The organism is Rhizobium sp. 3T7 (assembly GCF_020166565.1).
In the GTDB taxonomy this organism is placed as follows: domain Bacteria; phylum Pseudomonadota; class Alphaproteobacteria; order Rhizobiales; family Rhizobiaceae; genus Rhizobium.
Map to the genome: position 1 here is coordinate 1 of NZ_JAIQXS010000029.1, position 21,067 is coordinate 21,067.

The 21,067-nt window shown below is 57.9% G+C and carries 23 protein-coding genes and 2 pseudogenes; 12 read left to right on the forward strand and 13 right to left on the reverse strand.

The annotated features are described in order from the left end of the window. The coding region (locus tag K9B32_RS26320) for an electron transfer flavoprotein subunit alpha/FixB family protein (RefSeq protein WP_224567845.1) at window positions 1-349 on the forward strand (349 nt) is incomplete at its 5' end. Between the two features lie 80 nt (window positions 350-429). Here K9B32_RS26320 and K9B32_RS26325 read toward each other — a convergent pair. The 4 genes from K9B32_RS26325 to K9B32_RS26340 all read right to left on the reverse strand — a co-directional run bounded on the left by K9B32_RS26325 (window position 430) and on the right by K9B32_RS26340 (window position 4,635). Further along, window positions 430-915 carry a DUF1643 domain-containing protein gene (locus tag K9B32_RS26325; RefSeq protein WP_224567847.1) on the reverse strand — a complete coding sequence of 162 codons (486 nt, stop codon included), beginning with the start codon at window positions 913-915 and terminating at the stop codon, window positions 430-432. Window positions 916-978: 63 nt separating this feature from the next. Further along, window positions 979-2,250 (reverse strand): M24 family metallopeptidase, encoded by a 1,272-nt coding sequence (locus K9B32_RS26330; RefSeq protein WP_224567849.1) that lies wholly within the window; start codon window positions 2,248-2,250, stop codon window positions 979-981. 53 nt (window positions 2,251-2,303) lie between these two features. Then, on the reverse strand, window positions 2,304-3,392 hold the full coding sequence (locus K9B32_RS26335) for an FAD-binding oxidoreductase (RefSeq protein WP_224567851.1): 1,089 nt from the start codon (window positions 3,390-3,392) through the stop codon (window positions 2,304-2,306). Beyond that, on the reverse strand, window positions 3,382-4,635 hold the full coding sequence (locus K9B32_RS26340) for an aromatic ring-hydroxylating oxygenase subunit alpha (RefSeq protein ID WP_224567853.1): 1,254 nt from the start codon (window positions 4,633-4,635) through the stop codon (window positions 3,382-3,384). The genes K9B32_RS26335 and K9B32_RS26340 overlap by 11 nt, the downstream gene beginning before the upstream one ends. A gap of 108 nt (window positions 4,636-4,743) precedes the next feature. Here K9B32_RS26340 and K9B32_RS26345 point away from each other — a divergent pair, with 108 nt between their 5' ends. Continuing rightward, entirely contained in the window at window positions 4,744-5,631 is an 888-nt protein-coding gene (locus tag K9B32_RS26345) for a LysR substrate-binding domain-containing protein (RefSeq protein WP_224567855.1), read from the forward strand. Window positions 5,632-6,004: 373 nt separating this feature from the next. Further along, window positions 6,005-6,745, forward strand: coding sequence for an alpha/beta hydrolase family protein (locus K9B32_RS26350; protein WP_224567857.1), 741 nt, complete (start codon window positions 6,005-6,007; stop codon window positions 6,743-6,745). Between the two features lie 202 nt (window positions 6,746-6,947). On the opposite strand, the gene K9B32_RS26355 is transcribed toward K9B32_RS26350, so the two are convergent. The 3 genes and pseudogenes from K9B32_RS26355 to K9B32_RS26365 form a co-directional block, all read right to left on the reverse strand. After that, window positions 6,948-7,430 (reverse strand): GNAT family N-acetyltransferase, encoded by a 483-nt coding sequence (locus K9B32_RS26355; RefSeq protein ID WP_224567859.1) that lies wholly within the window; start codon window positions 7,428-7,430, stop codon window positions 6,948-6,950. Between the two features lie 164 nt (window positions 7,431-7,594). Beyond that, window positions 7,595-7,720, reverse strand: a pseudogene (locus tag K9B32_RS29195) (DUF2277 domain-containing protein); the annotation flags it as partial. Window positions 7,721-7,788: 68 nt separating this feature from the next. Further along, the gene (locus K9B32_RS26365) at window positions 7,789-8,121 is read right to left on the reverse strand and encodes a GYD domain-containing protein (RefSeq protein WP_224567861.1); all 333 of its coding nucleotides are present in this window, start codon (window positions 8,119-8,121) and stop codon (window positions 7,789-7,791) included. A gap of 109 nt (window positions 8,122-8,230) precedes the next feature. Between K9B32_RS26365 and K9B32_RS26370 the strand changes: the two are divergent. After that, window positions 8,231-8,483: pseudogene (locus tag K9B32_RS26370) on the forward strand (chromate transporter); the annotation flags it as partial. Window positions 8,484-8,614: 131 nt separating this feature from the next. Here the strand turns inward: K9B32_RS26370 and K9B32_RS26375 are convergent. The 3 genes from K9B32_RS26375 to K9B32_RS29075 form a co-directional block, all read right to left on the reverse strand. After that, on the reverse strand, window positions 8,615-9,106 hold the full coding sequence (locus K9B32_RS26375; protein ID WP_224567863.1) for an SRPBCC family protein: 492 nt from the start codon (window positions 9,104-9,106) through the stop codon (window positions 8,615-8,617). After that, window positions 9,087-9,449: an ArsR/SmtB family transcription factor gene (locus tag K9B32_RS26380; RefSeq protein WP_133704368.1), complete on the reverse strand. Its 363-nt coding sequence runs from the start codon at window positions 9,447-9,449 to the stop codon at window positions 9,087-9,089. The genes K9B32_RS26375 and K9B32_RS26380 overlap by 20 nt, the downstream gene beginning before the upstream one ends. Before the next feature lie 127 nt (window positions 9,450-9,576). Further along, window positions 9,577-9,846 carry a hypothetical protein gene (locus K9B32_RS29075; protein WP_318013373.1) on the reverse strand — a complete coding sequence of 90 codons (270 nt, stop codon included), beginning with the start codon at window positions 9,844-9,846 and terminating at the stop codon, window positions 9,577-9,579. A 200-nt stretch (window positions 9,847-10,046) separates the two neighbouring features. Here K9B32_RS29075 and K9B32_RS26390 point away from each other — a divergent pair, with 200 nt between their 5' ends. From K9B32_RS26390 to K9B32_RS26405, 4 genes are all read left to right on the forward strand, one after another. Continuing rightward, entirely contained in the window at window positions 10,047-10,760 is a 714-nt protein-coding gene (locus K9B32_RS26390) for a cysteine hydrolase family protein (RefSeq protein ID WP_224567865.1), read from the forward strand. Then, window positions 10,757-11,221, forward strand: a complete 465-nt coding sequence (locus K9B32_RS26395; protein WP_224567867.1) for a putative quinol monooxygenase — start codon at window positions 10,757-10,759, stop codon at window positions 11,219-11,221. Before K9B32_RS26390 ends, K9B32_RS26395 begins: the two co-directional genes overlap by 4 nt. A 182-nt stretch (window positions 11,222-11,403) precedes the next feature. After that, window positions 11,404-11,613 carry a cold-shock protein gene (locus K9B32_RS26400; RefSeq protein WP_007792156.1) on the forward strand — a complete coding sequence of 70 codons (210 nt, stop codon included), beginning with the start codon at window positions 11,404-11,406 and terminating at the stop codon, window positions 11,611-11,613. 202 nt (window positions 11,614-11,815) lie between these two features. Then, entirely contained in the window at window positions 11,816-12,061 is a 246-nt protein-coding gene (locus K9B32_RS26405; protein WP_224567869.1) for a hypothetical protein, read from the forward strand. Between the two features lie 290 nt (window positions 12,062-12,351). Here K9B32_RS26405 and K9B32_RS26410 read toward each other — a convergent pair whose 3' ends face one another. The 3 genes from K9B32_RS26410 to K9B32_RS26420 form a co-directional block, all read right to left on the reverse strand. Beyond that, complete coding sequence (locus K9B32_RS26410) at window positions 12,352-14,772, reverse strand: autotransporter outer membrane beta-barrel domain-containing protein (RefSeq protein ID WP_224567871.1); 2,421 nt, start codon at window positions 14,770-14,772, stop codon at window positions 12,352-12,354. Window positions 14,773-15,094: 322 nt separating this feature from the next. Then, window positions 15,095-15,301, reverse strand: coding sequence for a hypothetical protein (locus K9B32_RS26415; RefSeq protein WP_224567873.1), 207 nt, complete (start codon window positions 15,299-15,301; stop codon window positions 15,095-15,097). Window positions 15,302-15,932: 631 nt separating this feature from the next. Next, the gene (locus tag K9B32_RS26420; RefSeq protein ID WP_224567875.1) at window positions 15,933-16,526 is read right to left on the reverse strand and encodes a TetR/AcrR family transcriptional regulator; all 594 of its coding nucleotides are present in this window, start codon (window positions 16,524-16,526) and stop codon (window positions 15,933-15,935) included. 157 nt (window positions 16,527-16,683) lie between these two features. Between K9B32_RS26420 and K9B32_RS26425 the strand changes: the two genes are divergently transcribed. The 4 genes from K9B32_RS26425 (at window position 16,684) to K9B32_RS26440 (ending at window position 20,974) form a co-directional block, all read left to right on the forward strand. After that, entirely contained in the window at window positions 16,684-17,082 is a 399-nt protein-coding gene (locus tag K9B32_RS26425) for a RidA family protein (RefSeq protein WP_224567877.1), read from the forward strand. 508 nt (window positions 17,083-17,590) lie between these two features. Next, window positions 17,591-18,583, forward strand: a complete 993-nt coding sequence (locus K9B32_RS26430) for an ornithine cyclodeaminase family protein (protein WP_224567879.1) — start codon at window positions 17,591-17,593, stop codon at window positions 18,581-18,583. Next, a complete protein-coding gene (locus K9B32_RS26435) occupies window positions 18,583-19,560 on the forward strand; it encodes a threonine/serine dehydratase (protein WP_224567881.1) in 978 nt (325 codons plus the stop codon). Before K9B32_RS26430 ends, K9B32_RS26435 begins: the two co-directional genes overlap by 1 nt. Before the next feature lie 1,042 nt (window positions 19,561-20,602). Beyond that, entirely contained in the window at window positions 20,603-20,974 is a 372-nt protein-coding gene (locus K9B32_RS26440) for a hypothetical protein (RefSeq protein WP_224567884.1), read from the forward strand. Window positions 20,975-21,067 lie beyond the last annotated feature (93 nt).

Consider the following 21,067-nt stretch of genomic DNA (forward strand, 5'->3'; position numbering starts at 1 on the left):
GATCATCATCTCCGGTGGCCGGGCGCTCGGCTCGGCGGAGAAGTTCAGGCAGGTCATCCTGCCGGTTGCCGACAAGCTCGGAGCCGCCGTCGGCGCCTCGCGCGCTGCCGTCGATGCCGGTTACGCCCCGAACGACTGGCAGGTCGGCCAGACCGGCAAGGTCGTGGCGCCCGATCTCTACATCGCCTGCGGCATCTCCGGCGCCATCCAGCATCTCGCCGGCATGAAGGATTCGAAGGTCATCGTCGCCATCAACAAGGACGAGGAGGCCCCGATCTTCCAGGTCGCCGACTACGGTCTCGTCGCCGACCTGTTCGATGTCCTGCCGGAACTAGAGCGGTCTGTCTAGCCACCCATGGAACCAGCGAAAAACCGAGGCTGCGCAGCGCCTCGGCGTTGCGACCGGACGCGGCACCGGCGATAGCGAGTTCACCATTGGAATGGCCTCGGCTCGACTGTGCCTGAAATATAGAGCGGGTGGCAGGGGTGCCCATCCGACGTGAATTTGAGTGCATAGAGCTTTGACGTCGCGAGCATTCGACAAACCTCAAAAGCTCGATCACGATAGGCACCATGCCTTCCCCAGCCACACACGATCCTGTCGCAGCTTTCGGACATCTTGCGTAAGTATCGATCGTTTTCAGGCCCAACCGGGTCCGCTTGCTCATAGAGCTGTCCTGGATTGGACGATCGAAGGGCGAAGAGATTTCCAACGACGAGACCGCCGAACCCCCACGACCTCGCAAAGGCGATGCATCGACGCAGCGTTGGATCAGAGCTGAAGGCGTCCGCAGTGGATGGATTGAGCATCAGGAACGCGACAGTCTCCCTTGAGGGATCCCACTGTCGCTCCAGCAGGTATCGATAGCTGTTACATCTTGAAAATAGTGCAGAAGAGATGGTGAAGTCGCTCATCCGCCTTCTCCATTCACCGGCCAATCCTAACGCGTTGCGGGCTTTTGCGCGTCCGAAGCCTTTTCAGATCTCCTCCCAGGGGAAAGAGTCCAGGCGCTCCGCTCCTCGAGACGTAACAAGAACTTGCGTTTCCAGCTTGATGCTCTCCGACCCTGCCTCCGCAATCAAACTTTCAACATTTAGAACCATGTTCTCTTCAATGACGCCCGTGAAGTTCTGGTCGAAATCGGGGTGGAGCAAAATGCCGGGCCATTCGTCGGCCATTCCCGTCCCATGCACTGCCAGAGTATAGCGATAAGGCAGGTACTTTTCAGGGATGCGCCAACTCTTTTCGTTGAAGTCAACGAATGTCATGCCAGGACGAATGATCGACAGGTTGTGCTCGATCTGATCCAACGCCGCCGAATAGAGCTCGCTTTGCTTGTCGCTCATTGCCACGTGACCGCAGGTCCATGAGCGCGACAGGTCGGCGCAATATCCATAGGGCCCGATCATGTCCGTATCGAAGGAGATCATCTCGCCGTGCTTTATGACGTAGTCAGAGCACTCCTGATACCAGGGATTGGTTCGTGGGCCGGCCGTCAAAAGCTTCGTCTCAAGCCATTCGCCGCCACTGCGGGCGTTCTCAAAATGCAGCTCAGTCCAAATTTCGCGCTCCGTTCGTCCGGGCTCGGAAACCTCGTACATGCGGGCCATACCGGCTTCGCACACCCGGATCGTCCACCGCATGAGTTCGATTTCTTGAAGACTTTTGATCGAGCGTGCTCGTTCGGCCAGCTCCTGGCCGTCCAGCAGTTCCAGGCCGCGCTTTAAAAGCTCCGATGCCGGCGCCGGCTCGAGCCTGTCGACGGCAAGTCTCGTGTTGCGCCCGTGGGACTTCATGACGTCTGCGATCTCATCGGCCCAGTCCGTCATTCGGTGTTCGACAAGGTTACCGGAGGTGAAGAACAGGAATTTTGACGTGCGGATTTCATCGATATCGGGAAGCCCGTCATTGATGTGCTCCGATCCCTCGAATTCAAACATGATGGCGGGACCGTCAGCGACAACGAGCGCATATCGCGAGGGATTATGCATCGTCCAGATGGCCATGTTCGACGAGTCGAACGCGTAGCGTATGTTGACCGGATCGTACAACAGCAACGCCGAACAGTCCCATTCCTTCATTTGCAAGCGAAGGCGGTCCAGCCGGTACCGCCGCACGGAATCGAGGGTTTGCAAGGGAACAGGACTTATGAGCGGCCGATCGGCTCCTGCCGGATTGAGATAGGCCTGCTTGCGCTCGTCCTTGAACAGCGTGGAGCCTTGGTCGGAGATCCTGTCTCTAAGCAGCATGGTCGATCCCTATTGTCGCCAAAGGATAGGTCGTGCGGGCGCGTGCCCAGCCGTTAGCGATCAATCACCAGGTCGGTGAGAGGCTTGGAGCAGCAAGGCAGGAACAATCCAGCGTCGATCTCTCGTTGCCGTATCCCGCCATTGTGGTTCATGTCGACCGCACCAGAAACCAGCTTCGACTTGCATGTGCCGCATACGCCATTGGAGCAGGAGGACGGGATGCGCACGCCCGACTTCTTCGCGCAGGCAAGCACCGTCTGGTCGTCGGCGACCTCTATCTTTCTGGATTGCTTGGCGAATTCGACCTGAAAAACCTTGTTTGCTGTCGAGGTCTCGCCGGTGACGGCTCGTTCCTCGATAATCGCTGCATCGAAGCTTTCCTCGATGTAGCTGTTCACGGGCACTCCGAGCTGCGCGGTGATCGAGCGCGCCGCGGCCATGAATGGCGCCGGGCCGCAGCACATTACGGTTCTCTCCGCAATGTCGGGCACGGCGAGCTTCAGGAACTCGGGCGAAATCCGGCCTGTCAGCCCGGGCCAGGATGGCTCCCCATCGACGCTCTCAGGCAGAAACTGCAGGCGAAGGCCTTTCATTCGTGCGGCAAGACAGCTCAGCTCGTTGCGAAAAATCAGGTCGACTGGCGAGCGAGCCGCATGAAGAAATACGACATCTGCGGGCTCGCAGCGATCCGCCAGGCCACGCAGAATAGACATCACCGGCGTAATGCCGGAGCCGCCGGAAAGAAGCAGAAGCTTCGGGGCGGTGATGCGCGGACAGACAAAACGACCGAGCGGCCCCTGAGCCTTCACGGTCATACCGCGTTGCATGTTGTCATGAAGCCAGTTCGATATTCTTCCGTTCGCGACCCGCTTGACCGTCACGGTAAAAGCGTTTGCACGGTGCGGCGACGAGGAGATGCTGTAGCAGCGTGCCTCGGCATCATCGCCAATCGGGAAGTCGAAGAGGAAGTATTGTCCGCCGTCGAAGCTGAAGCGCTTGCCTTGCGGTGACGCAAAGGTGAAGCTCTTGACGTCTTGGGTTTCCTGATGAACGTCCAAGCACACCAAGGTGTCGTCTTGCTCGGGATCCCATGTGTCGCGCAGCGCTGAGCCGCCCTGCTTCTGTGCGAAATCAATATCCATTTGCGCGCATCCGATCGATGTACCACGTTGCAAACTTGTCGAGGTTGGTCTCCGAGAATTGCGAGTAGGGGCCGGGCCGGTAGGCAGGATCGAGCGCACCTGCATGGGAGCGTGCCACCAGGTCAGCGTCCTGGTCGGTCGTCGCAATCCAGACGTCCGTCAGCTTGTCGTGGTCGTAGTCGACACCCTTAACCGCATCCTTGTGCACCAGCCACTTCGTCCGGACCAGGGTCTTGCCGGCCGACAGGGGGATGACGATGGCGACCACAGCATGGTCGCCCATGAAGTGGTTCCAGGAGTTGTGGCCCCAAAGATGGGTATCGCCTAAGTCCTTCCGCGTCATGTGGCCGAGCAGCTTAGATGATGCGGCCGTGGCGTCATGCGTCTGGGATTCGCCGGCGCCAGCGATGATCAGTCTTTGCGTGCGGAAGTTCGTGGCGCAGCCGGAGAGTTGCTCGACGGCGGCGGATGGGAAGCCGTCGGCCTCCCACGCCTTGGTCTTTTCTTCATAGAGCCGAAAATGTTCTTGCGCCTGCGCGCGGTCCTCCGGGCTCAAGGTTTCCGGATCGAAGCCGAAGTCGAGATCGACGAAGGATACACAGAGCTCGGGATGGTTCGCGGAACAGTGGTAGCACTCACGATTGTTCTCCATCGTCAGCTTCCAGTTGCCATCCTCGATCACATCCGTCTGATGGGCGACCTTCGCATTACGGATGTCGTAGGGAGCGAGGCGTTCAACCATTGTATGTTCGAGGACGTCGATGTCGTGGGGAGGGTTGTCACAGAGACAGGCATAGATCAGCCCACCAATCGACTTGAAGGTCACCGGTTTCAGTCCGTGACAGTCCTTGTCGAAGTCCTTGCCCATATGAGGAGCGTAACTGAGTTCTCCGGTAAGCTCATAGGTCCAGGTGTGATAGGGACAGACAAGCTTCGAAACGATCGTTTTTCCTTCGTCCAGCAGGCGAGCGCCGCGGTGGCGACAGACGTTGTGCAGCACACGAATTTCGCCCTCGTCATCTCGCAGCAGGATGAGGCTCGTCTTGCCAATGTCGATGACAGTGGCATCGCCAGCTTCCGGAACATCGCAGTCGAGACCGATACAAATCCAGTGTTTGTGGAAGAAAACATCGATGTCCGCGTCGAAGACGTCTTCACGCGTGTAGAGGCCGGCGGGCAGCGAGTGGCCGTTCGTGCGAGCGTCGAGAAGGGCGGAGATGGAGGAGGGAAGTTTGTTTAGCATGAGAGCCCCTTATGCCTGTATTCGCATAGACTGCCCTTGCTACGGTGCCTCTTCAACGGCATTAATTATCACATTCGCATAACGACGAGTAATGTGACGAGGCATGGAATGCAGTTTCGCAGGCGCTTGCCGTCGATGACGGCCCTGATCATGCTGGAGGCGGTCCTTCGCCGTAAGAGCTTCACCATCGCTGCGGGCGAGCTCGGCGTTACCCAGGCGGCCGTAAGCCGGCAAATTGCGTTGCTGGAGGAAGAGCTCGGTCAGCCGATGTTCGTGCGCAAGCACCGCGCAATCGAGCCGACTGCCGCATGTCTGGGGCTGGGCGCCTCCCTAGCGCAGAGCTTCTCCAACATTTCCGACGCAATCGATGCCATCAAGGGGGCCGCCCAGGATGTGGTTACCATCGGCGCGACCGTAGCTTTTTCATCTTTCTGGCTGCTTCCCCGCCTCGCCGATTTTCGCGCCCAGAATCCCGGCATTCAGATTCGCGTCGTGTCCCAGGATCAGAAGATCGATTTGGACAGCGGGGCGGTCGATCTTGCCATCCGGTTCGGGCTGCCTCCCTTCAGCGACGGAACGGTTATTGCCTCCCGCGGGGACGAAATAATGCTCGTCTGCTCGCCAGAATACTTCAACCGGCGCGACAAGGGCCCATTGTCCACGGCCGACGAGTTTATCGAGACTGACGCCGAGGACCGATCGTGGCTTTCCTGGGGGCAATGGCTCGCAGAACTTGGCGTTCACTTCGAGGTTACGCCCTCTCTTCGATTCAGCCATTACACTGAGACCATATTCGCCGCACGCGCGGGTCAGGGAATTGCCCTGGGCTGGGGCACCCTTGTTCAGACGTTCCTCGATGACGGCACGCTGGTTGCTCTCGATGAGACCAGACTGTCGCCGGAGGGCCGATACAACGTTTTGCTGCCGTTGAAATCCAGAAGGACGGTGGCTATCGACCGGGCTTCGTCATGGCTCACTGCCGCGCTTCACAAATGATCGTCTTCCCTTCGGGAAACGGCGGGGAACAGGATAACGGCCTTTTGCTTTGAGCTGGGCAATTCAATCCAGGTGAAGGCGGCCGGTCTCGGACCATTCGTCGGTCTGCTTGCCGCAGCGACCCACTACTCGCTTGCGTTCATTCGTGGTGGCGCGAGGCCGACCGTGAAGACGACAATATCCAGCAAATGAGGCTACAGCGCTGTCTATCGTAACCGGTGTGCCGCCCCACACTTTGGCGGATAATTCCGGGCACTCGATATCAAATGCCACTAAACGTGGAGCACTATGGCAACTATGCGCCATCAACAGCGGTCATTGACAGGATGTCATGCCCCCTTATCCTCACCACCAATTTTACTCGGTGACGGCAATGTCGGCGATTACGCAACATATGATTGGTGGCAGCGATGGCCTGGCTCGACCCTCAGCTGCAAGACCTGCAGGAGCGATATTGTTCGTGCATGGCAATCAGGGCGGGCTCCTTTTGGGGGGCAAAGAGGCTGTTGATGACGGATCGTTGCTTCGGTTCTCCTCTCGTCTCAACGTAACGGCGGCTGCCGTTTCACAGCCCGGTTTTGGTGCATCCGATGGTCCTGCCGATTTCTGCGGACCAGCTACCCAGCGAGCGATTGTGGCTGCCTTGGACTTTCTCAGGGAGCAGCCATCAGTCGATCCCGGACGCATTGTTCTCTATGGAAACAGTCGGGGGGCAGTCGCTTCGGCCATGGTTGCCGCTCAGGTGCGTGATCTCCGAGCAATCATCCTCACGGGAGGCGTCTACGATCTCAGGGGAGCGTACCAAAGCAGTTCGCGGGGTTTGCAACAGGCCATCCAAAAAGAGGCAGGCCTTTCAAGCGAAGCTTTCTTGGATCGCTCTGCTCTGTATCATTCACACAAAATCCACGCAGAAACACTGCTGTTGCATGGCAAGTACGATGACCGTGCGCCTATTGATCACGCCGAGAGATTTCTAGGAGCCCTTTTACAAGCCGGCGTATCAGCAACTCTTCATACCTTTGAGTGTGGGCATCGTCTCCCACGAGAGCAGATCACACCAGTCCTTCGAGATTTCCTTACGCGAATACTCGCTCCTGCTGCCATTTATCACTGAGCCGATGACCATTTGGGGCCAAAAGCTGTGCCCCCTCGGCAGCTTCGCGCCTGGACTGGAGGAAAACCAGGATAATGACCATTGAAAGCACACCCGCGATGCAAAAGGCGACGGTCGCGTCCTGCCAACTCTCCCTTCGTCGTTCGTACGAAATGCGCGGTATAGTCTTCATCCCGCACCTCCGTGGCTGTCATGGGGGACGTCAAAGTATTCGATACATGACCAACGCGTCGACATAACCCGTCATGGGATGCAGGAATGCGCCCGGTAGGCGTCCTACTTCCTCAAATCCGAGGGATTTCCATAATCTCACGGCACGCTCGTTCGTACTGACCACGAAATTAAATTGCATGGCACGGAAGCCCCGTTCTCTCGCGATCTCAAGGGAGTGCTGGTGCATTTCTCTTGCGACGCCTCGCCCAACGGCAGAATGATCGGTCATGTACCCACAATTGCAAACGTGGCCTCCGCCCCCACCCTGGTTCTGCTTGATATAATAAGTGCCGACGATGCTCCCATTCTCTTCGGCCACAAATGTTTCTCGATCGATACCAAGCCAATAGCTGAGTGCATCGGCCTTGCTCAAATTGCGATCAAGCGCGTAGGTTTCGCCCGCCCGTATGACGGGTTCAATGATACGCCAGATGGCATCTTGGTCCGATTCAGACGCTCGTCGAATTTTCATGCTGTTTTTATAGGGGTGAATGAATAAGCCGACAACGGGCTGGTCGTGGAACGCGCGACCACTTTGGGCCGACTGCAGACGATGGCCGAAAGCTGAAATGCGTCAACTTGAGACCTGACTGAGATCTCCTGTGCGTGATGGACTCTCTTACGCGAACCGGATCGCCGTTCTCGCGCCTTTGCCGCTACTTCCTCGCGATCGCGAGGAGGTTGAGAGGTCTCCAGCGGATCGAGCAGCCCGCGGGGAATGCCGCGATCGAGTTGACCCCGCTCGAACGCGGCCTCATTGCGCGCTAACACATCGTTTCTGGCAGCGGAAGTTCGATCCGCTGCCAGAGATGTTTCAACCAGTGGCCTGCCTATTTTGCCGGGGGCTTGTAGGTAGATGCGATTGTGCCCGCCTTCTCTTGCGCAGCCTTGAATTCCGCGCCCGTGTAGGCTCGCACGGTTTTGACATTCGATACGGCTCCCGATGCGCCGATGACGAGAAGTGCGGGCATCAGGTCGGCACCATCGTTGAATTCCGTGATTGCCATCCAGTCGGTTTCGCCGGTCGTGACGTAGAAAGAATGCAGTTTCCCGCCCGCTGCTTCCATGATGCCACGGGCCGCCTGTTCTCGGTTCGATGGATTGTCAATCATTCCCTTCGCTGACGTGGCTGTATAGCACCCTGTCGTTACGAAAAGTGGCATAGGACATCCTCCCTCGATAATTGGCCAGATCGGGTGATCTGCCGAATACTCATTATCTCAAAAAACTTGGCGTTAGACGAGCGTCGGACCGCAGAGCGCTAGATTGGTCGCCGCCTATCTCGGCGCTGTCATGCGGGCCTGCCCCCGATGACCTGCTTGGCGCAGTGATCTGCTTAGTCGCGATCTTTCTGCCTGGATTCTTGCTGCTCTTGGGCGCGTGGGACAGCCTACGGAAGCGCCCGATGGCTCAGGCAGCCATGCGTGGCGCGAACGCTGCCGTAGTCGGCATTCTCGGCGCGGCTCTTTATAGCCCCGTGTGGACCAGCGCGGTGCTCAATTCAGACGATTTTGCGCTCGCGTTGGCACTTGAACGGTGACGTCCTCTCCCTTTGTGGCAGGGGCGCTGTGGTGGATATCATAGGCAAGGCGCTCTAGGCTGCGCCAATGCCCTATCTCGTCCCTGTTTGTGGCGTGGCCGATTGAGTTGAAGCTGTCACACGCTCACGCCCCAGATGATGAGAAGTTCATCCAACTGCTCGAACTGCTCGGGCATCGCGTCTTCCATGCCGACGAAAGCCTCGTCGAGCGCTTCCTTCGAGGGATAGAGTTCTTGCAGGACCAGCAGCGTCCTGCCGTCCTCTTCCTCGAAGGTCACCGTGGTGACGGCGGCGTCATCGCTTTCGTCATTGGTCCACACGAGGCGCGAAGGCGACGACACTTCGAGGTACTTGCCGAAGAAGGCCATGGAGTCCGAGGCGTCGTGTCCGAACACGATGCGATAGCTGCCCCCGGTGCGAACATCCATCTCGCAGGAAAGCAGGGGGACGCCGCACGACTTCGGCGCCCACCACAGCTTAAACAACTCAGGCTTGGTCCACGCGTCGAACACGAGGCGAACCGGGCCGTTGAAGGTGCGCGTCACGACGAGTTCGCGCTCGGACCTCCGTTCGACCGCCGTGCGGCCGTTACTCGCTCTGCCTCCCATCGACTTTCTCCTTCCGTTTTAGGGCCTCGACGACTTCGTCGAGCGCGTCGAAGCGTGCGTTCCAGATCTGGCGGCGCGCTTCGATCCAGGCCGCCTCTTCCTCGAGCCCGCGCAGGCCGAGCCTGCAGGTCCGCACACGCCCGACCTTCTCCGTCGTAACCAGCCCCGCCTGCTCCAAGACCCCGACGTGCTTCTTCATGCCCGTGAGGGTCATGTGGAACTTCTCTGCAAGCTCCGTGATCGAAGCATCCGCACTCCCGAGCTGCTCCAGAACGCCGCGTCGAGTGGCGTCCGAGAGCGCGGCAAAGGAGGCATCAAGGCGAGCTGTCGAAAACTGAACCATCTAGTTCAGTGTCTAGCACACGGATCGGCGTCATGCAAGGGGGGCGAGATCGGCCGCCAGGTGATCGGCAAGCAGCAGACCTTCCAAACGGCCGCCGTGGGCCGCGAGGCGACGATTGTGATATCGTTTACCCGTCGATTAGGGACGTTGCGGCGGGAGGTGTGGCGGAGACTTCGTCGTGGAAACCGTCGTAATGCGTACCCGGCATCCGTGGAACGAGGGCGTCCTTGTCGGTCAAAAGCGGCCACTTCAACCGAAAAATGTCTGGTCGATCCGCGTTCGCCTTGAAATCAGCGGGGCGCTCCGTGAGCAAGCCCGCTTCAATCTCGCCATCGACAGCAAGCTTCGTGCGTGCGATCTCGTAGGCTGCTGGTCGAAGACCTGTGGTCGGGCACACTGGCTCGATCGGGCCAGCTTTTTAGCGTCGACCAGCGACGCCGGTGCTTCGGCCTTCAAAGCCCTTCTATCTTCAGATTGTGACTGCTCATATGGGCACATTACTTCGCTCAGTCCCTTCGACAAGCACCGGTTGGTATCTAGCAGACGATACACCCACGCTGTGCTATAGTCGCCGCGCTCGATGCGGGAGGGCTGGGAATGGATGCGCAAGTTTCAATTACCGCTAGGCCTGAGCCGATAAGCTTCGACCCCCACCGGACGGCCGTCGTGGTCATCGATATGCAGAATGACTTCGGTAGCCATGGAGGAATGTTCGAACGTGCTGGGCTTGATGTCGCACCAATTGCGGCCCTCGTTCAGCCGATTTCCCGGGTGCTCGAGGCGGCACGGCGTGCGGGACTGTTTATCGTCTACACCCGGCAGGAACACAATTCCGACCTCTCCGATGCGGGGAACGAGGATTCCCCGCATCGGATCAAGCACAGGCGCATGAACATCGGCGCGACAGTGGAGGCACCGGGCGGCACCCGAAGTCAAATCCTCGTTCGCGACACTTGGAATACGGCAATCGTCGCGGAACTTGAGCCCCGACAAGGCGATGTCGTGGTCTCCAAGCATCGATACAGCGCTTTCTTCGAAACGTCGTTTGACACCATTCTTCGTGCCAAACGAATCGACACGCTCATATTCACGGGTGCGACGACCAGCATATGCGTTGAGTCGACGGTCAGGGACGCGATGTTCCGCGACTACCGTTGCATTGTACTTAGGGACTGCACGGCCGAGTTGATCGCGGCTGATGCGCCCCGCAGCAACCATGAAGCGTCACTTCTCGCAATCGAGATTTTGTTCGGCTGGACGGCCGAATCTGGTGCGGTAATAGCTGCCTTGTCGGCGGTAGGTGGTCGATGAAGTTCATAACCGGCTGGCTGAGCTGCAGGCAGGGGATGCGAGACGAGTTCCTCGCCGCCATGGAGCCCCATGTCGCGTTAACACGCGCTGAGCCGGGCTGCGTATTTTTCGAGTATCATCGGCATAAGGACGACGAAGACGTCGTGGTTCTGATCGAAGGCTTCCGCGATGCCGAGGCACACGAGTTCCATCGGCGTACGCCGCACATGATCGCTATGCAGGCCGACGTCCGGCGGCTCCTGGCAAAATTGAGTGTAATCGAGACTGTCTCCGATGAGGTCATACGTTATGATCTCGATTTCATCGCAAATCCGCCGAGCCCAGAATGGATCGAGCCCGACGATGGAGACGGCAACGGGCCATATCGAAACTATCGCGGTTACACATCGCTATTCGGAACCGTCGATGACGCAGTGAGAGAGGCAAGTACCCATATTACGTGGATGAAGCAAAACCCGTGACTGGGAAGACAGCGACCTTCACCTCCGCTTCAAATTGGAACGATATATTCCATCGGGTCCAACTCTGATCTTTTCCACGCGAGACCAAGTTCGCCAGCGTAGCTGTGCGAGACGTATTTTCGCTTGCGAAGGACAAGCGTCGGCTACATGGTGGGGCCGTCTCGCAGTTGATGAGGTAAGCAATGCCAACGGGTACAGTCAAATTCTTCAATGCCGACAAGGGGTTTGGCTTTATAAGCCCCGACGGCGGTGGCAATGATGTGTTCGTACACATCTCGGCCCTTCAAGATTCTGGCATCCAATCTCTTCATGAAGGACAGAAGGTGTCTTTCGATACGGAGCCAGATAAAAGGGGCAAAGGCCCCAAAGCGATCAACATCGAAGTGCGATAATCCTTGAACGCATTGGAAGCTCCCGCGGACTGAAGCGTTCAGTTACTAATTGCGGGCTGCGGTCAAGCTCCTTCTCTGCGCGAGCGTGTTGACATCACCGGTTCACACAGCACAGGCAGCATGGGCCGACTGCCTATGCGACTTCACCGCGTGTATGCGGTGTTCGCCCTTGATGACAACCATTATCCGAAGGAGAATGCCAATGAACCGCGCTTTCATGGTTGCGGCGGTCGCTGCACTCTTTAACCTTGCGACCCTTGCGCCATCTTCCGCGGCTCCTGTTTCATCGAAGGCACAGCAATCCAACCCAAAGGCAGTGAGTAAGCAGAATACCACACCGACGACCAATCGATTTCTCACTCCTCGAATGATGGATCGCAAGCGCCCGATGAATCCAGTCTGTGACCAAGGCTTTAAACCCGGCGCTCCTTCCAGCTGTCACTACTGACGCTCCAGCGGACATACGACTGGTCTACCGCGTGCCCGGACGGGCTCGACACTTTTCGAAAAAGTATAATGATTGCGTAGCAAATTTCGGTGTCCAGCCGTCCACTAACCATATTGTTTTTGTTTATTTTCCGCGCCCGGCACAAGGTACTACCAGACCTCGGAATCGTTGGGCAAATACGCCGCTTTTCTGGCGAAACCTCGTATTGATTTTACTCAAGGTTCGCGAAGCTTCCCAAGCTGAATCTCCATGCGCTCGCGGCCCCTCCGACGCCCGAAGTTAACGATCCATCACCATTTGACGCGGATGCCGGCAGTGCCACTCACGGCATAGCTGTCGCCGAAGTTTTCCAGGGAAGACTTGGCCGCGACCTCGCCGTAGAACGAGAAGCGCTCGTTGCTCCAATTGTAGGAGCCGCCGAAGGTGAGCCCCGCCCAGAGGCGGTCGTTCTTGCTTGCGAAACCGGTGTCGGCGACATCGACGGCCGTACCGTCTAGAAATTCGGTGTAGAGATTGGCAGTGCCATAGAGTTTCGCGCGGGCCGTCTGGCCGTCGGCCTTCTGCCAGCTCTCCTCGCGGTCGAGCGCCACACCCAGGCGGCCGATCAGGCTATCGCCCTCGTCGAGGGAGACCCGCGCTCCGAACCTGTCGTCGAAGCTGTCAAAGTTTACGGAGGAATAGACAAGCTGGGCCTGCGGCGTGATCGACCATGGCCCGGAGGCAGCCAAGCGCTTGCCCGTCTCGACGCTCACAGCATAGCCGGAGCCATTGTTGCCATTCTTCAGATCGCCGTCGACGCCGGATTTCAGGTCGCTGTCGTACCAGGTCGCCTGGCTCTGCGCGTCAACGTAGAAACCGGTTTCACCATACCAGGTGAGTGTCGCGCCGACGCCGTAGCCGGTCGTGTCGATCTTGCCGTCGCCGTAGACCGAGGCGATGTCGCCGGAAACGGTGCCGTAGTGAACGGTCAGGCCGCCGATCAGTCGGCCGCTCCGGTCCTGGTAGAACTCACCGTCGAGCCCGCCTTCCAGTTTGAACAGATCGTAGTCGTAGCTCGTGCCGCTCGTGCTGGTGTCCGGTTCGATGCTGGCGTGCATGCCTTCGGTGCGCAGCCAGACGCCCTCCGGCTCTAAGGCGGACGCCGTCTTGCCGCCAGGCTGCCAGTAGCGGTCACCGACGCGTTGTTGCAGCGTGGGCAGCCCGTTCAGGCTGAGCAGCAGTTGCGGATAGGCCTCGTAAATAGGAACGCCGGGTTGGTAGAGCGGCGAGGCCGGCTCGCCCGGCGTGGCGGGATCGATCAAGGTCGACCGCAGATACCAGTCGCCATCAGTCGGCGTGGAGACACCGTTCTGGTAGAGCCGGTAGGCATAGGCTCCTCCGACCACGGCCTGATCGCCCTGGAACACATAGTCGCCCTGCAGCGTGAAGGTTCCCGCTGACGTGCCGCCGACATCGACGATCTTGATGCCTTCGACCGTTTGCGCGCCGCTCCCGCCGAGATTGATCACCTGGACGTTGGTGGTGCCTGAGGTGTTGCCGGTGACGACGAGGCGATCGGTCGGTGACGTATCGCCGCCGAGCACGCTCTCGATCTCCAGGGCGCCGCCGCTGCCGACGTAGTCGCCCGAGATCGTCAGCGTTCCGATCGAGTTGCCGGGGGCGATCGTGCCCGAGTTCGTCACGTCACCGAAGATGGTGCCGCTGCCGCCGAGTGTGCTGAAGTTGGTGATGTCGCCGATGACGCTGGCGGCGGCGCTATGGTCGCCAACTAGCAGCGTGCCGTCATAGATCGTCCAGTTCGTGGTCGTGGTGCCGACGCCCGTCAGCAGCCAGGTACTGGTGCCGGTCTTCTCGAAGATGTCAAAGTTCTGGTATTGCGCGGCCGCGCCGATCGCCGAGACGTCGAAGCTATCGCTGGCAGAGCCGCCGAGGCGCAGCGTGTCAGTGGTGGGCGTGACACCGGCAACGACGTTACCTTCGATCACCGACCCGGCCTGGAGCTCAAGCGTGAGTGTGCCCGTCGTCGCCGCAACTGAGCGCATGATAGCATTTGTCTGGCCCGCGCCGGCCCGGATTGTGCCACTATTGATGATGGAGAGATTTGCGCTGGCTGAGTTGCCAACGATGGCGGCCGCGCCCGTTCCGCCCTCGATTGTACCTGCGTTGGTAAGGGTGCCCGAGCGGTAGAGAATTCCTGAACCACTGACAGATCCGCTTCCGCCGCGGATCGTTCCGTTGTTGACCAATGTAGGCGCGGCGCCGGGTCCTCCGAGCTCGAGACCAGCCCCCCCGGCGTTACTCAGGCTGTTTCCTCCCTGGATCACGCCGTTGTTGGTTGCCGCTGCCCCAAACGTTAGTCGCAAGCCCTGGCCGGCGGCGCCCGCGTTAGCGTTGCCGCCCCTGAAAGCCCCCATCAATGTGTAGGTTCCACCGCCGTTCCCTTGCAGGGTCACCGAGGTGCCAGCCGTCGCGCCGGTACCATCCGCGCCCGAGAGAACAAAGCCCTGAGTATCGATCGTGATCGACTTGGTTGCTAAAGCGAGGCTTGGCGGGGCTCCGACGCCTACATTGCCGGTCAGTCTGATGATGGAACTTGCATCGCCATCGGCATTCGCGGCTCTGATCTGATCGTCCAACTGCCCTCTGGTGGCGGCCGTATATTCTCCCGCCGACGCCAGAGTCGGCAGGCAGAAGGCAATGCTCAATGCCACGACGCTGACCCCCGCCAGTAGGCTTCGTATTCCGATATTTCCTATGCCAACAGCGCCGCCGCTCACACGCGTCTCCATAAAGTTGTTACTGAAATAAATATCAGCTCATAGATGATATATCAGCGCCACGTCGGTCAAAACAATGGGGAGGGATCGAAAGCCCCAGCCCGTGGCGGTGCTGCAACAGCAGCGCTCACGGATTGGTTTGCAGTAGCGACGCTGCGTAACGGGCTTATGACTGCAATTAAGCGCAAAGCCGCCATGTGCGGACGTATATGGACCCCGCCCGATTGCAACGGTTGACCAAGATCAGGATCGACGGTCACAACTGCTGACGTATATCCGGCTCTAATGCGGCTTGATAAATCGTCGCCGCGAGCCCCGATGGATTTTCGCGCGCTTCCACCTCATCGGCCCCTAGACATTGGCCGAAGCCAAGCCGGTCCACAGGTTTGGGAAGCGACGGAATGACCGTTTCGCCATCTCCTGCCATTTGTTGCAATTGCTGGGGTGAGACCTCCTTGGCCACTTCAACCGAAAAACGTCTGGTCGATCCGCGTTCGCCTTGAAATGAGCGGGGTGTTCAGCGAGCTGGCCCTCTTCAATCTCGCCATCGACAGCAAGCTTCGTGCGTGCGATCTCGTTAGGCTGCGGGTCGAAGACCTATGTCGGAAAGCTCCATTCGAGATCGCGCGACCACCATCCAGAAGAAAACAAAGCGGTCAGTGCAATTCGAGGTCACAGAGCAGACAGAGATCGCATTGGCGACATGACACCCGTTTGTCCGTAGGAGCGGAGGTAGCTACCTGTAGCGCGCTCGATCGGTTGGGCACCTCACGGCACGTTCAAAAGGTAAGAGCCCATGAGCGATTACGGTAGCTAATGGAAGTTCCTGCTCTTCAAGTGCAGCGTATCGATAGGCAAATCTGGAACTTATCCCGAGCGCGAGACTATGCCGAGCCAGTTCCCTAAAGCCCGCGATTTCCGATAGTTCCAGATCGCAAGCTCGGCATATTTCCGCTGTGCGCACGGCAGGAATGCGCCAGAAGCTCAAGTTGCTGCAGTCGCAAGCCGCCGCGGTCTTGGAGGCTGTAGCTTCAACTGAGCATTCCGCGACGCCAAAGGCTCAGTCTGGAAGCTCGACTTTGGCCTTTAGCAGATCACAAACGCTCCAAAAGCAGACCCGCCGCCAAGGCATGAAAAGCCTCGACCGCCTTCGGCAGCACGCTCTGCGGGTTTTCGCTCGCGGCGATCCAGAGTGCAGCATTGAGAGCCGCGCCGCTAAGCAATCGAGCCGCCGCCTCTGCGTCAAGTGGCTTGAGGATGTCTTGTGCGATTAGGCGCTCCACCGTGCCCTTGGTCACCTGCAGACAACTGTTCTGGCTAGGCCACTGCGAGGGATCACCTAACACCGCAGGTCCGTCGAGCAGAACGATGCGTTGGACTTCTGGATTTAGCGCCATCTCGATATAGGCCGCACCCTCAGCGAGCAGGCCCTGCCAATCATTGCCCGCCCGAGCCCCAATCTCGTTAGCGCGCGCCGCCATTTCCGTGTCAATCTGATCGACAACCGCGGCCAGGAGCCCGCGCTTGTCTCCGAAGTTGTGGTAAAGCGCGCCCCGGGTCAGACCGACGTCAGCCGTCAACTCGTCCATTGACGCTGCGGAGTACCCCTTTTCCGCAAAAGCCTTTCGCGCAGCCGCTATCAACTTGACGCGGTTTTCCTGCATCGTTTCGCTACGTGTTTTCGCCATTCAATCCCTCAAAATTCGCATACGAAGCGTATATGAACTTGACATACGATGCGTATGTCGGATATTCCACATACGTACCGTATATCAAATGGAGCGCGAGTTTGTGAAGCGTTCCTGCCCGCGCATCAGTAGTTACCAACAATAAAGAGAGATCAGAATGACCCAACGCGAAGCAATCTTTCCTGCTAATAGGCACACTCTTTACGAGCAGCACGGCTATTCCGCCGCTATCCGATCCGGCGATCTGCTGTTTGTGTCCGGACAGGTTGGCAGCCGTTCCGATGGAACACCAGAACCCGATTTCGAACGTCAAGTACGGCTGGCCTTTGAAAACCTGAAGGCCACGCTGAGCGCAGCGGGCTGCACGATGGATGACATCGTGGACGTAACCACCTTCCACACTGACCCTGAAAACCAGTTCGGAACGATCATGGCTATCAAGCAAGAGATCTTCAGCAAGCCACCCTATCCGAATTGGACTGCGCTCGGCGTAAACTGGCTCGCCGGCTTCGACTTTGAGATAAAGGTCGTCGCCCGCATTCCGGCAAGTACTTGACATCGCCACACCCGCTGGGCGCGAAATCGCCATGTTCTGTCGCACGCGCTCCAGAAGAAGGCTCTTGCGATGGAGTTTGCGAAAGCTCGATGACCGCTGTGGGCCGAAGGCAGACGAGCCGCCTCGGCGGCTTCGCGCCACTTCCAGACCTTACCTCGGAAGCTGCGATCGACGCGTCTCGACCCAAAGCGGCCAATCCTGCACGCGATGCGGAAAGGCTGCAATGCGTTGTGGATCGTCCGCCTATCCGTTTCGGGCGCCGTTCCCTGCAAGCGCCGTCTAGCCTTTGAACTTATCCTTGTCGTGCATGGAAAAGCCTACGCTGACGCCCAAGCTCGGCCAGACGCCTGCCGCAACTCTCTGCCAAAGCCCCTATGCGATACAGAACAATCTGCTTCCGGTCGCGGCGAATGCGGCCACCAGTCTCGCCGCTCACCCACTATGGTGATTGCGGTACCGGGCGCACTGTGCCGATGCATCCCATGAACCCAAAATAGAGAGGTCATGCATGAAAACGCTGCTGCTTAAGAAGGATGAAGTAAGGCGGCTAATCGGTATGACAGAAGTCATCGGCGCGGTGGAAGAGGCATACAAAGCCTTTAACAGCGATCAGGTGGAACAACCTGATTATATAGGGATGCATCTCCCATCGCCTCGTGGGGAAATTGACGTCAAGCTTGGTTACTACAAAGCCAATGAAGTGATCTCCATGAAGGCGTCTTCTGGTGGGTTCATTGATAACCCGACAGCACACGGGGTACCTAATGGCATGGGGACCATTCTCCTGTTTGATGCCAGGAGCGGTGCGTTGATTTGCGTTATGGACGGAAGCTTGATCACTGGCCTCAGAACCGGAGCGGCTGGAGCCGTTTCCGTAAAAGCCCTGGCGAGGAAGAACGCCAGGACGATCGCATCGGTCGGGACAGGAAATCAGGCAAGAATGCAAATTCGGGCGATCAACGAGATCATGAAAATTGAAGAGATCCGCGCATGGGACAGTAACCCGGATACGCTTTCCAAATACAAGACGGATATCGAAAGCGAATTTGGCATTCCTGTAATCATGGCAAACTCCAAAAAAGAAGCCGTTGAGCAGGCCGATATCTTGATTACGACGACCCGCGGGAAAGGGTCGCTTGTGGAAGCGGATTGGGTGAAGCCCGGTACACACATCGTTGCAATCGGCACAGATCAACACGGCAAGCAGGAGCTGGATCCGGAACTCTTCAGGAACGCGAAAATCATCCTCGACTCGATCTCGCAATGCACAGAAAAGGGCGAGACTTGGCACCCGCTGAATAAAAACATCATCACCAAAGACGACATCCATGGCGAAATCGGCGAGGTATTGTTGGGAAGAAAGCCGGGACGAGAAAGTGATGACGAAATCACGATTTTCGATTCCACGGGGATGGCCATACAAGACAATACGACAGCGGGCAAAATCTATCAGAACGCAATAGCCAATAACGTCGGCACTTTCTTTCAGTTTTTTGAGTAATGACTATGCGCAACCACCCCACCATTCAGGACATCCGTGAAGCTCAGGAACGGCTGAAACCGCACGTCAGGCACACGCCGCTATTGCGTGCAGACAAAATAGAGAAAGCCGCTGGTTGTCAGCTATATCTCAAACCGGAAACCCTGCAGATTACTGGCGCATTCAAAATCCGCGGCGCCCTAAACAAGGCTCTCTCGCTCTCGAGAGAAGAGATCGCAAACGGCATAATTGCGACGTCGTCGGGCAATCATGCCCAAGGGCTTGCTTATGCCGCCAGGATGCTTGGCGTAAAAGCGATACTGATCCTTCCGGTCACAACGCCCAAGATCAAGATCGAAAACACGAAAGCCCTCGGGGCAGAAGTCATTCTTTTCGATGGCGACACCGCCGCCAGATGGAAAAGGGTGTATGAAATCGCTAAAGAAAACAAATACGCGGCTGTTCACGCTTTTGAGGACCCCATCGTGATGGCCGGTCAGGGCACGATCGGGTGTGAAATACTGCAGGACCTGGACGATGTAGATACCGTCATCGTTCCCGTAGGCGGCGGGGGCCTAATCTCGGGAATCGCTACCGCCATCAAAGAAACGAAACCATCGGTGCGCGTTATCGGGGCAGAGCCCGCCTTGACACCGAAGTATTTTCACAGCCGGATAAACAAGGAGCGCACAACGCTTCCCTTAAAGAACACTATTGCGGATGGCTTGAGGATAAGCGTTCCGGGTCAAAACCCGTATCCGATTATCGAAAAGTATGTGGACGAGATTGTTCTTGTTGAAGACGAGCACATCATCGCCGGGATGCGCGCTCTTGCCAAGGATGCGAAATTGATCGCTGAACCAGCCGCCTCGATTGGCGTCGGAGCACTGTTGGCGGGCAGCATAGACGTCAAGCCCGATGAAAAAGTCTGTGCGGTGTTGTCTGGCGGGAACTGGGATCTACGCGACCTTGCCAAGATATACAATGTAGCGGGGTAATCAGTTCCAGCTTCGGTCCGTTCACCAGCCGGCCGCAGTTGAACTTCTGCGATCCTCATCGCCAGGAATCTGCCCGTCCGGAATGCGGCCCGAAACACGTCATTCGGGGATCAGCTTGGCGACGACCGCTCTCCACCGGTTGGAGACATTGGCTGGTTTGGCACGAGCGGCCGCTTCGGGCCAAATCCCAGACCTTGGCGCGGAGTGCCCAAATGTCCGCTTTCTCGTCGGGTATGCTAGCAGCGGACGGTCTGCAGTCGGCCCTTTCCGGACATAAACTCACGCATTCTTCGGGAACAAAATGGACCCCAAAGCGGACATCGAAGCGCAACGCTTGGCAAATTCGTATTCCCTAAGGGGCAACGTCGCTGGTCTCTTCGGTATGCTAATCTATGGCTGTATGATTTGGAGACCATCTGGCCAGTCTGTATGCCGAACATCACAACGAGCCTCCGTTGCCAGAAGGTTCAAGCCAGGGGATCGCCGTTAGGAAGCATGCTCGGTGTTTCGCGATCCGACACGCTCGATGCTTAGATCACTCCGTGACAGTCCCTGGCTGATGGCGCGGGGAAGTCCTCGCAAGCAAGGTGGCTCGGGCCGCTCGGCCCGATTTCACCTTAACTAGAAGCCGCATTGACGACACATCATGGGTCAGCGTGTTTCTCACGCCACGCCTGATCGAGGCGGGCGCACAACCCAGCAAAGGGGATAGCAGTCATGACTACGAGAAGCGTGAAATGCTTCGCTCTGGCCGCTGCACTAGCATGCAGTGTCTTCGCTCCAGCGCAAGCACAGGACAAGAAGCCCAACATTGCGATGCTCATGACCGACGATGACTCAAATGACCGCTTTGGGGTCGAGACGCGACCCTTCTGCCATCATTGGCAAGGGTCCGGAGTTGGCGCTTCGTGGACCTTGTAACTATTGCTGGCCTGTCGTGTTCGTCCCCCATGGGCGGAACCGCTTTCATAGTTGGGCGTTTTTATCAGTTAGATCGGGTACTGCTGGCATTCCGCCGGCACTGCCGAATGGGAGAAAAATCATGAGAACGATATTAATCGCGATAGGTGCGTTAACTGCTTTAACCGGGTCTGCTTTTGCGGCCGAGCCGGCCAAGATGGTCGAGACGAAAATGGGCAAGGTCCTGGCCACTGAAAAAGGCATGGTGCTTTACACCTTCGACAAAGATACAAAAGGCAAATCCAACTGCGATAGCGATTGCCTGAAGAAGTGGCCGGCGTTCCACGCTGGAGCCAAGGCCAAGGCGGAAGACGAATGGTCTCTAGTCAAAGCTGCGGATGGCAAAGAGATGTGGGCCTATGAGGGTAAGCCACTTTACACCTATGTCGAGGATAAGAAAGCCGGTGAAGCCAACGGCGATGGCGTTGGAGGAGTGTGGCACGTGGCCAAATAGCTCACCGGCGACGGTTCGAATGGGCGGTCGTCGGATCGCCCTGAACCCCAAGAACAACGTCTGGAACGACCTATCTCTCTCTGTGGTTCGCCG